The 11,691-nt window shown below is 67.6% G+C and carries 11 protein-coding genes and 1 riboswitch; of the genes, 5 read left to right on the top strand and 6 right to left on the bottom strand.

The features are described 5' to 3' along the window. Positions 1-2: 2 nt before the first annotated feature. Positions 3-95: riboswitch (SAM riboswitch) on the bottom strand. A 395-nt stretch (positions 96-490) separates the two neighbouring features. Continuing rightward, on the top strand, positions 491-2,599 hold the full coding sequence (gene malQ, locus AC5RWT_RS28965) for a 4-alpha-glucanotransferase (RefSeq protein ID WP_494083208.1): 2,109 nt from the start codon (positions 491-493) through the stop codon (positions 2,597-2,599). A gap of 204 nt (positions 2,600-2,803) precedes the next feature. Then, positions 2,804-3,634, top strand: a complete 831-nt coding sequence (locus AC5RWT_RS28960) for an endonuclease domain-containing protein (protein ID WP_494083207.1) — start codon at positions 2,804-2,806, stop codon at positions 3,632-3,634. A gap of 134 nt (positions 3,635-3,768) precedes the next feature. Here AC5RWT_RS28960 and AC5RWT_RS28955 read toward each other — a convergent pair whose 3' ends face one another. The 5 genes from AC5RWT_RS28955 to AC5RWT_RS28935 form a co-directional block, all read right to left on the bottom strand. Beyond that, positions 3,769-5,898: an acetate--CoA ligase gene (locus AC5RWT_RS28955; RefSeq protein ID WP_494083206.1), complete on the bottom strand. Its 2,130-nt coding sequence runs from the start codon at positions 5,896-5,898 to the stop codon at positions 3,769-3,771. Next, positions 5,874-6,686, bottom strand: coding sequence for an ABC transporter permease (locus AC5RWT_RS28950; RefSeq protein WP_494083209.1), 813 nt, complete (start codon positions 6,684-6,686; stop codon positions 5,874-5,876). Before AC5RWT_RS28950 ends, AC5RWT_RS28955 begins: the two co-directional genes overlap by 25 nt. Before the next feature lie 107 nt (positions 6,687-6,793). Then, positions 6,794-7,873 (bottom strand): aliphatic sulfonate ABC transporter substrate-binding protein, encoded by a 1,080-nt coding sequence (locus tag AC5RWT_RS28945; RefSeq protein ID WP_494083205.1) that lies wholly within the window; start codon positions 7,871-7,873, stop codon positions 6,794-6,796. 70 nt (positions 7,874-7,943) lie between these two features. Continuing rightward, entirely contained in the window at positions 7,944-8,786 is an 843-nt protein-coding gene (locus tag AC5RWT_RS28940; RefSeq protein ID WP_494083204.1) for an ABC transporter ATP-binding protein, read from the bottom strand. Positions 8,787-8,818: 32 nt separating this feature from the next. Then, positions 8,819-8,965 carry a hypothetical protein gene (locus AC5RWT_RS28935; RefSeq protein WP_493969454.1) on the bottom strand — a complete coding sequence of 49 codons (147 nt, stop codon included), beginning with the start codon at positions 8,963-8,965 and terminating at the stop codon, positions 8,819-8,821. 169 nt (positions 8,966-9,134) lie between these two features. On the opposite strand from AC5RWT_RS28935, the gene AC5RWT_RS28930 reads away from it, so the two are divergent. From AC5RWT_RS28930 to AC5RWT_RS28920, 3 genes are all read left to right on the top strand, one after another. Then, a complete protein-coding gene (locus AC5RWT_RS28930; protein ID WP_494083203.1) occupies positions 9,135-9,302 on the top strand; it encodes a hypothetical protein in 168 nt (55 codons plus the stop codon). Next, positions 9,274-10,572, top strand: coding sequence for an alpha/beta hydrolase (locus AC5RWT_RS28925; RefSeq protein WP_494083202.1), 1,299 nt, complete (start codon positions 9,274-9,276; stop codon positions 10,570-10,572). The genes AC5RWT_RS28930 and AC5RWT_RS28925 overlap by 29 nt, the downstream gene beginning before the upstream one ends. Positions 10,573-10,747: 175 nt before the next feature. After that, positions 10,748-11,164 (top strand): CoA-binding protein, encoded by a 417-nt coding sequence (locus AC5RWT_RS28920; RefSeq protein WP_494083201.1) that lies wholly within the window; start codon positions 10,748-10,750, stop codon positions 11,162-11,164. 60 nt (positions 11,165-11,224) lie between these two features. On the opposite strand, the gene AC5RWT_RS28915 is transcribed toward AC5RWT_RS28920, so the two are convergent. Beyond that, positions 11,225-11,691, bottom strand: a 467-nt coding sequence (locus AC5RWT_RS28915; protein WP_494083200.1) for a zinc-binding dehydrogenase, incomplete at its 5' end; no start/stop codon positions are given.

Genomic DNA, 11,691 nt, shown 5'->3' with positions numbered 1-11,691 from the left:
TCTCTCCATCGCTTCTGGCGGTAGCACCTTTCCGGTGGGCCGGATGGTTGCTGCGGTGTCAAAGAGCCAGATCTCTCAACCGCTCGGGATGGTCCCGATCATTCTCGCAACGTTCCGCCCGGGCGCCAAGAATGTTGAGCCGCGTTGCGTCCTGCTCAAAAGTCTCCAGCACGACGGCGGTGCCCGGTTGGGTGCCCAACGGCGGCCTTGATGCTGGTCCCGTTCGTCTGTCCCCGGCGGTGGTGCGGCATCGGCCACACCTAGGCGCTGTGCCGGACAGACCGGCGGCAGGCGGGACGGCAGCGCTTCCTGTTTCCGCCCGCCGGTAGGACCTCCCCGGACAGACCGGGGGTCGCCGGGCTCGGCATGACCTTCAAGTGCCCGCTGACCGGCCCGGCTACCAAGAATGCCCTGATGGAGAAGCGCCGCGGCAGCGTGCGTCGGTGGATCCAGAGCGACCGTGCAGCCTGGTTTCCCGTAGATTGGATTTATGGCTGAGCTCTCGGCGTTGCAGCGCCTCGCACAGAAACACGGCGTCGGCACTACCTTCCGCGGGTGGGACGGCGGCGAGAAGGAAGTCGGACCGGCAACACTGGTTGCTGTCCTCACCGCGCTGAACGTCCCCTGCGCAACCGACGACGATGTCACCGCATCCCTGCGCGCCGCCGAACTCGCGCCGTCGCAGCGCACGCTGCCCCCCGCCGTCGTCCTCCGCCAAGGCACCCCCACGGAGATTCCGGTCAATGTTGGCGCCGGTGTCCGGCCGGGGGCCAGCATCCTCTTGGAGGACGGAACCCGGCGCGACGTCGAGGTGGTGCCCGGCAGTCCGGACGTGGACGGTGACCCGGGCGGTCGTTTCACGGCGGTCGTCCCGGCCGACCTCCCGCTCGGCTGGCACACGCTGGAGGTAACCGGGGCCGGAACCGTGTCCGAGGCCGGAGCCGGCCGGGGGACGACGACCGGCAGCCTGGCACAGTGCGCGCTGGTGGTCACCCCGCGGCGGCTCACCACCGCTGACCGGCTTCCCCGGACCTGGGGCTTGATGGCACAGCTGTACTCGGTGCGCTCGCGGTCGTCCTGGGGCATCGGTGATCTCGACGACCTCGCCGTCCTGGCCGAAACGGCTGCTGCCAAGGGTGCCGGCTTCGTCCTGATCAATCCGCTGCACGCGGCGCAGCCCATCCCGCCGGTGGAGCCCTCGCCCTACCTGCCCGCCACGCGCCGGTTCGTCAATCCGCTGTACCTGCGGATTGAGGACGTGCCCGAAGCCCGGGACATCCCGCTGGCCAACAACTTCCACGAGGCGAATGTGGACGCCGGCATCTTGGACCGTGATCCCGTTTATGCGGCCAAGCTGCAGGCGCTGGAAGCGGTCTTCGCGGTGCCACGATCGGCCGAACGGCAGCAGCGGTTCGAGGATTTCCGCAGCCAGGAGGGCGAGGGGTTGGAGCGCTTTGCCCTGTGGTGCGCGCTCGCCGAAACACTTCCGGCCGGCGCTCCCGAATGGTCCGACCCTGCGTTCATCGAGTCGCAGCGCAGCGCGCTGAAGGACCGCATCGAGTTCCATCAGTGGCTGCAATGGCTGTGCGACGAACAACTGGAGACCGCTCAGCGCCGCGCCCTCGACGCGGGAATGAACATCGGGGTAGTGCATGACCTCGCGGTCGGCGTCCATCCGACCGGCGCCGATGCCTGGGCGTTGCAGGACGTGCTGGCCACCGGAATCTCGGTCGGAGCGCCGCCGGACATGTTCAACCAGCAGGGCCAGAACTGGTCCCAGCCGCCGTGGCATCCCCGCCGCCTGGCGGAATCCGGCTATGCCGCCTACCGGGACATGCTGCGGACCATCCTGCGGCACGCCGGCGGAATCCGGGTGGACCATATCCTCGGCCTGTTCCGGTTGTGGTGGATCCCCGTCGGCAGCCCTCCTGGCGAAGGCGCCTATGTGTATTACGACCACGAGGCTTTGATCGGCATCCTCGCCCTGGAAGCGGAACGCGCCGGCGTCGTCGTGATCGGTGAGGACCTCGGGGTCTTCGAGCCGGGGGTGCAGGACTACCTGGCCGAGCGCGGCATCCTGGGCACCTCCATCCTGTGGTTCGAGTACGACGGCGCCAACCCCCGCCCGCCGGAGAGCTACCGCCGCTCCTGCCTCACGAGCGTCACCACGCACGACCTGCCGCCCACTGCCGGTTACCTTGCCGGCGAGCACGTGGACCTGCGCGAATCGCTGGGCCTGCTGAACCGTCCGGTGGAGGAGGAGCGGACTTTGGACCAGGCAGCCCAGGAATCCGTGCTCTCGCTGGTGCGCTCGCGGGTTCCGGCTGCGCCCCAGCACGACGACGACGTCGCCACCGCGGAACAACGCACCGTGGAGGCACTGCACGCGTTCATCACCCAGACCCCGTCGGTGCTGCTGGGGATTGCGCTCACCGACGCCGTCGGGGAGCGGCGAACCCAGAACCAACCGGGCACCGCTGACGAATACCCGAACTGGCGGATCCCGCTGGCAGGGCCGGACGGGGAAGCCATCCTGCTCGACGACCTGCCGGGCAACGAACGGTTCGAATCGCTGGTGCGCGCGCTGCGGGAGGACTAGGCAGGCCGGACCGGGAAGCTTTTGGCGCGCCTGCCGGGGCTGGATCTGCGGGTCGGTTCCTTCTGCAGCGAGGCCGCGTCGCCCCAGCATCGTCTCCTCGACCCAGAGCCAGCGTGCGCAGGAATTGCTTTGCTGGCCGTCCGGTATCCACAATCCTGGACCCGGCAGTGGTGGCCGCCGAACGGTGCGGTCATCCTCGAGTACATGCAGACTCCCGAAACGATCGCCGGCTGGGTGGCGAAAAGAGGAGGAACAGCCTTCGTCAAGGATCTGCGCAGGGCCGGCATCGGACCGGATGCGCTCAAAGTGGCCATCTCGTCAGGTGCCGTGATGTCCCTTCGACGGGGGCTCGTGGGCACCGCCAATGCGGATGCGAACCTCCGCATCGCAATGACGGCCGGTGGGCTCATCACATGCGTCTCGGCCGCCAGGGAGCTTGGACTTTGGACGGTGAAAGACCCGCCCCAATTGCATCTCTTGACCGACCATGGCAGACAACCCGAGACCGTGGTCAAGCACCGGGGCAGCCTTGCAGTCGAGGGCAGGTGGGGTTACGTAGGGATCCTGGATTGTGTGCTGCACGCAATCCGCTGCCGTCCGCGCTTGGAAGCGCTGGTCGTAGCCGAGTCGGCGGTTCGTCTCGGACGGGTTTCCAAGGCAGAGCTGGTGGATCGACTGCCGGGAACCCGAAACAGCTTGCGGCGGCAGCTGGTGCAGAGCATAGGCCATGACGCCGACTCGCCGTTGGAGGTTATTGCCCGCGACCTTTTCCGCGCTGCCGGTTTGCACGTGGAAACACAGGTGCGGATCCGGGGACTCGGGCGGGTGGATATGGTGGTGGAAGGCCGCCTCATCATTGAGCTAGACGGATTCGACTTCCACTGGGATCGCGCAACCTTCCTCAAAGACCGGAGGCGGAACAATGCGGGCATGCTCAGCGGGCTGCCCACCCTCAGATACGTTTACGAGGACCTGGTCTTCACGCCGGAACGCGTTGTCGCTGAGGTCCTGACCATGCTGCGGAGGTCGGCCTGATGGACCTGCATGGTTCACTCCCACGTATAGGACTAACTTCCCATGTTTCGAAAGGGTCGCATTGCCCTGACTAGGAGAAACGCCGTGAGCCTCCGCTAAGACGTGGGAGCGAACGGATGGGGCCGGCAAGCCTCTCACCGCGCCCAGCAGATGGCCTGGATCTCGGCGATGCACGGCTCGTTCTGCAAACTGGTCGTGTCACCCAGCGCCGTCCCCTCAAAGAGTTGGGTCAGCAGCCGCCGCATGATTTTGCCACTGCGGGTTTTGGGCACGTCCGGCACAAAAACCACGTCGCGCGGCTTGGCCACCGGCCCGATCTGCGTGGCCACGTGGTCCCGGAGGGCCTTCACCGCTTCGGCCTGGGCTGCGGCGATGGCCTGCTCCCCGGCAGCGGCGGCCCCCGGCGCCCCGGCCCCCGAAGCCCCGGGCCCGGCAACCCGCGTTCCAATCAGCGACTTGTCGCGCGGCACCACGAACGCGGTGGCGGCGTGCCCGGTCTTTGCGTCGTATGTCGGGCAGACGCCGGCCTCCACCACGGCCGGGTGCGAGACCAGTGCGGACTCGATCTCGATGGTGGACAGCCGGTGGCCCGAGATGTTGATGACGTCGTCGGTGCGACCCAGGATCCAGGTATCGCCGTCGTCGTCGAAGCGGGCGCCGTCGCCGGCCAAGAACCAGCCCTGCGCCGCGTACTTCTCCCAGTAGGACGTGAAATAGCGCTCCGGGTTGCCCCACACCGTCCGGGCCATTGACGGGCCGGTCCTGGTGACCACAATGTTGCCCTGCTCCCCGGCCCCCACCCGGGCGCCGTCGTCGTCCACAATGTCCGTGGCCAGCCCCGGCAGGGCGCGGGTGGCGCAGCCGGGCTTGAAGGACGCATCGGTCTGGCGCGGCGAGAGTACGGTGGCGCCGGTTTCGGATTGCCACCACGTGTCCACCATGGGAATGCCCGACGACGGATCCCCGGCAACCAGCGAATCGCGGCCCACCTCGGCGCGCAGCCAGCGCCACGCCTCCGGGTTCACCGCCTCGCCCACGGTGCCGGCCAGCCGGATGGAGCTCAGGTCGTACTCGGCGGGAATGCCGTCCGGGAACCAGCCCATCAGCGACCGGACCAGGGTGGGCGCGGTGTAGTAGCTGGTGACGCCGTAGCGCTGGATGACCTCGAAGTGCCGGCCGGGGTGCGGGGCGTTGGGCACGCCTTCATAGATCACCTGGGTGACGCCGTTGCTCAGCGGCCCGTAGATCTCGTAGGTGTGCGCCGTGACCCAGGCCAGGTCGGCGGTGCACCAGTGTACGTCGTCCGCCCGCGCCTCCGGGTCGGGGTTGCTGAACAGGTACGAATGGCTGAACGACGCCTGCGTCAGGTACCCGCCGGTGGTGTGGACCAGCCCCTTGGGCTGCCCGGTGGTGCCGGAGGTGTACATGATGAACAGCGGCGTCTCGGCGTCGAATGCCTCCGCCTCGTGCACGCGCGGCTGGGTCTCGACGACGTCGTGCCACCACACGTCGCGGCCTTCCACCCAGTTGATGTCCGTGTGCCCGGTGCGGTTGATGACCAGCACATGCTGGATCGCGTTTTCGCCGGACACCGCGGCGTCTGCGTTGACCTTGACCGGAACGGTGGTGCCGCGGCGGTACTGGCCGTCGGTGGTGACCAGCAGCTTGGCGCGGGTGTCCTCCACCCGGAACTTCAGCGCCTCCGCGGAGAAGCCGCCGAACACCAGCGAATGCACCGCCCCGATCCGCGCGCACGCCAAGGTGATGACAATCGTTTCCACCAGCACCGGCAGGTAGATGACCACCCGGTCGCCCTTGCCGATGCCCAGCGCCAGCAGCGCGTTGGCGGCCTGCGAGACCAGTTCCTGCAGCTCGCGGTAGGTCACTGTGCGGCGGTCGCCGGGCTCGCCCTCGAAGTACAGCGCCACCTTGTCGCCCAACCCGGCGGCCACGTGCCGGTCGGCGCAGTTGACCGCGGCGTTGAGCTTACCGCCGTCGAACCAGCGCAGCTCGGGGCCCCGTCGCGCCGCGGTGTCCGCCGGGGTGGCTGAGTGCGCGGTGTGCCACGGCTCGGCCCACTGAAGCCGGGCGGCGGCACGCTCCCAGAACGCAATCCGCTCGGCCTCGGTCTGCGGTTCCGGCCAGGCGGTCACCTGGTCGCGGTAAGGCGCCAGGCCCTCGTCAAGCGCGACGGCGGTGTTCCCGGCGGTTGTCCGGCCGGCGGCGGTTTCGGCTATTTCTATGCCCATCTTTTGACTGCCCATTTCTCCGCAACTCCCAGGAGCGCGTCGGTGATCTTGCCGATGATGGCCAACAGGACGATGGCCAGCAGCAGCCGGTCCGTGCGGCCGTTGTTCTGTGAATCCGTGAGCAGGAAGCCCAGGCCCATGGAGGAGGCGATCAGTTCCGCCGCCACCAGAAACAGCCACGCCTGTGCCAGCGCCAGCCGCAGTCCGGAGAACACGGCGGGCACCACGGCCGGAAGCTGCACGGTGGTCAGCAGCTTCACGCCCTTCAGCCCGAAGGCGCGGCCTGCTTCCACCAGGTTTTTGTCCACGTGGCGCAACGCCAGCGAGACCGTGGTGAAGACCGGGAAGAACGCGCCGATCAGGATCAACGTGACCTTTGAGTCCTCGCCGATCTTCATCCACAGGATCAGCAGCGGCACCCACGCCAGCGACGGCACCGCACGCAGCGCCCCGATGGTGGGGGAGAGCAGCACGTCGGCCACCTTGGACAGGCCGATCAGCGCGCCGAAGACCAGGCCCAGGGCCGCGCCGAGCGCGAAACCGAGCAGCACGCGCTGGGTGGAGATGGCGACGTGCTGGGCGAGCTCACCGCGCTGGACCAGGTCGACCGCGGCCTCGATGACCGCTGCCGGGGCGGGCAGCTGGACGGAGCTGAACAGGCCGGCCGAGGTGCTCCACTGCCAGGCCGCGAGCAGTGCGGCGGGCAGCAGCAGGCCAAGGAGCAAGCGGGCCCAACCGTTGCCCAGCAGCCCGCCCGCAGGCCGCCCGGTGGCGGGGGACTGCTCGCGAGAAGGACCGTCCATTCCGGGCCGGACCGAAACCACGGTTGCGAGCACGCCGGAGGCTTTTAGGCCTTCCTGGCTGGCCGCATAAAAACTGCCGCCGGTGTCGCCCGGGTTGCCGAGGGGCATCAGGATTCCTTGATGGCCGACGGATCGGCCTTCTTCACCAGCGAGTCGTCGAGCAAGGTGGCCAAAGCCTTGTCGATGTCGGCCTGGCTCTTCACGTCACCGGTCTCGACGAACGCCGGTCCGACCTTTTCCAGCACCGCGCGCTGCTTCTCGCCCGGAGCCGGCTCAACGTCCAGGTTGCTGCGCTCGATGATCACCTTGGTGGCGACCTCAAGGTCCAGACCGGCGACGTCGGCGAGGATCTGCGCTGTTTCCTCCGGGTTCTCGGCGGCCCACGCGCGCGCCTTCTCGTAGGCGTTTACCACAGCCTGGGCCACTTCCGGTTCCTCTTCCAGGAAGGATTCTGTGGCGTTAAGGAAGCCGTAGGTGTTGAAGTCCAGATTCCGGTAGAACAGCTCGGCGCCGTCCTGCTCGGCGCCGGCCATGATCGGATCCAGGCCCGACCAGGCGTCGACCGAACCCTGCTTCAATGCGGTCAAGCCGTCCGCGTGCTGCAGGTTCTCCACGGTGACGTCATCAGTCGAGAGGCCGGCTTCTTCCAGGGCCTGGAGCAGGAAGAAGTAGGGATCGGTGCCCTTGGTGGCGGCCACGGACTTGCCCTTGAGGTCCTCGACGGACTTGATGCCGGAGTCCGGCAGTGTCACCAGCGCCGCCCATTCCGGCTGCGAGTAGAGGCTGATGGTCTTGATCGGCGAGCCGTTGGCACGGGCCAGCAGTGCGGCCGAACCGGCGGTGGAGCCGACGTCGACCGCTCCGGAACGCAGTGCCTCGTTGGCCTTGTTGGAACCGGCGGACTGCAGCCAATTCACCTCGACGCCTTCCTCGGCCAAGGTGGCTTCCAGCCAGCCCTTCTCCTTGATGATCAGGCTTAGCGGGTTGTAGGTGGCGAAGTCGATGTTCAGTACCCCGTCGCCGGTGCCCGCGGCGGCGGTCGCTTCGGACCCTTCGCCGGCAACGCAACCGGTCAGGGCCAGCGAGGCGGTGGCAGCGACGGCGGCCGCGCCGAGGATCGAGCGGCGGGAGAAGCGGCGGGCTATAGACACGGTGGTTCCTTCGGATGGTGCGGAATGGGGAGACATTTCGCGACGGGTGGTTTTCGGGCGCGAACGGCCCGGGAATTGCTTGACGTGATGTGTGGAGACGTCGGCCCTAATGGCCGTCGACGCCGAGGCTTTCGAGCAGCGAGCGGCGCATCCGGGCCAGCTCGACCGAGCCGCGGTCCCGCGGGCGGTCACCGGGAACGTCGACGGTGCGCACGATCGTGGCGCCGTCGTCCTGGCGGCCTTCTTCCTTGCCGAGCACGATGATCCGGTCCGCCAGCTGCAGGGCTTCGTCCACGTCGTGGGTCACCAGCAGCACGGTGGTCGGTTCCGCCGCATGGATTTCCAACAACAGGTCCTGCATCTTGATACGGGTCAGTGCGTCCAGCGCGCCGAACGGTTCGTCCAGCAGCAGCACGCCAGGGTTCCGGGCCAGGGCACGGGCCAGCGAGGCACGCTGGGCCATGCCGCCGGAGACTTCGCGCGGACGGTGCTTGGCGAACGTCGCCAAACCCACCAGATCCAGCAGCCGGGCGACCTTGGACTTGCCCTGTTTGGCGCTGGAGGTCTTGGGCAGCCCGATCGCCACGTTGGCCTGCAGGGTGTGCCACGGCAACAGGCGCGGCTCCTGGAACGCCACAGCGCAACGGGAATCGATGCCCTGGACGGCAGTTCCGTCGATCTCCACGCTGCCGGCGCTGGGCGCGTCGAGGCCGGCGGCGGCGCGGAGCAAGGTGGATTTGCCGCAGCCGGACGGGCCCAGGATGGCCAGCACCTCGCCGGGGCGGACCTCGAAGTTCACGTCACGCAGCACGGTGTGGGCGTTGGAACCGGCTCCGAAGGTGCGGTTCAGGCCGCGGAAGGAGACGCCAAGGGCGGAGCTGGTTGTGGGTGCCGTGGGTGCCGCGGACGCGGAAGCCGCGTGGCGGGACGACGACAGTACAGCAGTCATGGGATCACTCCATCGATCCTGGCAGTAGCACCCTACGGATCAAGCCGTGCGTCCGGCTTCCGCCGGCCGTACCCGTGGCTTGTCACCTCGATATCACCGGCAGTCTGGGACGACACGCTGGTGACCAGGGTTGCTGCGGCGTCGTCGATCCAGGTCTCTCGGCCGCTCGGGATGGTCACCCCTTACTTAACGGCACCCGCGGCGCTCCCGGCAAACCGTCCGTAATAATGACCCGTAATCCGCCGCAATAAAGGCGCAATCCGGTCCCCAGTGCGAACCACACTGGCAAGCAACCACGTCCGGCGTTAGCCATGGACGCCGCTAGCGGTGTGATGGCAGGATGACCGCATGAAAATCAGCAGACAGATCATCGTGTTCGACGCCGCGGACCTCGCAGCGGAGAGTACTTTCTGGGCCACCCTCATGGACGGAACCGTCGAGGCGGAAGACGACTGGCACAGCGACAAACGATTCGGAGGGAGGCGCGGTGGCGGCGATACGCGTGGGGAACAATGAGGTTCTGCTGGAGCTGGACCGGTTTGAGAAGATAGCCGGGCTGGTCGGGAACCAGACGTTCCCGCTGTCGGCAGTGACCGCCGTCGAGGTTCTGGTTGACGCCTTTCACGGCGTGCACGGGCTGCGGGCTCCCGGCCTGGCCATCCCGGGCGTCACGCGGATCGGAACCTGGCGCGGCCGCGGCAAGACGCTGGCCGTGGCCCGCCGCGGCACCCCGGCCGTGCAGCTTGACCTGTCCGGACAGAAGTATGCCCGCGTGGTCGTCTCGCTTCCGGACGCCGAGGACGCCGCCGCCCGGATCCGTGCCGCCGCCAACCTGCCCGCCGGCCAGCAGGTCACCGAAGAAGAGGTGCGCTTCTCTTCCGGGACCGTGCAATTGGTGGGAACCTGGGCCAAGCCGGCCGGAATGGTCCGCGGCGCCGCGCTGATCCTGCCCGGCTCCGGTCCCGTTGACCGCAATGCCGATCACAAGCGGATGCCGCTGGGCATCAGCCGTGACCTGGCGCGCGAGCTCGCCGGCCATGGCATCGCCTCGCTGCGTTATGACAAGCGCGGCACCGGCGCGTCGGACGGAACCTTTTGGGCAGCCGGATTCCGCCAAAACACTGACGACGCCGCAGCCGCCCTCCGTTGGATGGCCGCCCAGAAGGCCGCGGGCCTGCCGGTGTTCCTGGTCGGCCACAGCGAAGGCAGCTACCACGCAGCGGCCGTGGCGGCAGATCCCGGCACGCGAGTGGACGGCATCGTGTTGCTGTCAGCCTCGGCACAGACCGGGTTTGAGACAGGCAGATGGCAGACCGCCCAGATCGGTGACGCGCTGCCCGTCTTCCCGCGTTTGCTGCTGAAGCTCTTCCGTCAGGACCTGGTCAAGATGCAGGCGAAGTCGGTGGAAAAAATCCGGACCACCACCAAGGACGTGGTGCGCATGCAGGGCCGCAAGGTGAACGCGCTCTGGCTGCGGGAGTTCCTTGATTTCGACCCCGTTCCGTACCTGGAGCGCTTGCAGATCCCGGTGCTGGCCATCACCGGCGCCAAGGACGTGCAGGTGGACCCGGGCGACCTGGACATCATCGCGGCCACCGTTCCGGGCCCGGTGACCACCCGGAAAATCGAGGACCTCTCACATTTGCTGCGCCGGGACCCGAAGGCTCCGACCCTCTCCGACTACAAGCGCCAGATCCGCGAGCCGGTGGACGCCGAAGTGCTCGAACTGGTGGGCAACTGGGTGGCGGAACACGCGGATGCCGCAACCTCCCCGCTGGCCGGCTAGCCCGGCATCGACTCTTCGGATAGCGCCCTTAGCCCCGCTTTAAGGGCGTTATTTTGCTCCCCGACGGGATTCCCCTGCGCATCACGTGCGGGCCGGGTGCCGGGGCATGGCCGGCGACGATGCCGGCGCGGAACTGACGGTACCGGTGCCGGGAAGCGGCGGGTAGGGTCGAGCCATGGCACACCAGAATGATCCTGAAGTCGTCCGCCGGCTGCTGGAAACCCCAGGCCGCTGGGCCGTGGTGGGGCTCTCCACCAATCCGCACCGGGTGGCGATGCGCATCGCCCGCTACCTGATGGACCAGCTGGACATGGAAGTCGTCCCCGTCAATCTGCAAGGCGACGATGTCCACGGTCTGGCCGGCTACAAGAAGCTCGCGGATATCCCCGGCGAGATCGACGTGGTGGACTGCTTCGTGAACTCCCAAAGGGTCGGCCCGGTGGTGGACCAGGCCATCGAGGTGGGAGCGAAGGCGGTCTGGCTCCAGCTCGGAGTCGTCGATGAAGCCGCGGCGGAACGGGCCAAGGCGGCCGGACTGGACGTCGTGATGGACACCTGCCCGGCCATCGAGGCCCCGCGCTTCGGCCTGTAGCCAGCACCGGGGCTTACCGCCTTGCCCGCCAACTAACCGAAGACGCTCCGCGTTACTTCATCACTCGTACATCGCGATGAAGCGGCCAACGACTCCGCCGGCCCTGAGTTTGTCGATGGCGCCCGGGATGTCGGCGTGCGTGATGTGGTTCATCGGGGGGTTGAGTTCGCCGGTCTTCATGAGTTTGTAGATGCCGGCCAGATCTTCCTTCGTGCCGGACTTTGAGCCCCTGATGGTGAGCTGGTTGATGATGATCGGATAGGTGTTGACGGTCGCTTCCAGCCGTCCCATGCCGACTTGGACCAGGGTGCCGAACTCGCCGAGGGTCTCGATGGCGGCCGAGGTGGTGGTGCCGAAACCGGCGTAGTCGACGATCAGCTCCAGGTTCTTGTCCTTAAACTCCTCTATCGAGTTGGCGACGCCGGCCAGGCCGATCTCGTCGGCCAATTTCTGCGTCTCGGGGTTGACTTCGGCTCCGTAGACCTCGGCGCCGGACAGCGCCGCGGAGCGCGCGCCGATGTAGCCCA

This window comes from Arthrobacter sp. Dra40 (assembly GCF_059091905.1).
Note: the sequence above shows the minus strand (reverse complement) of the source record. Positions and strands in the feature narration are given on the sequence as shown.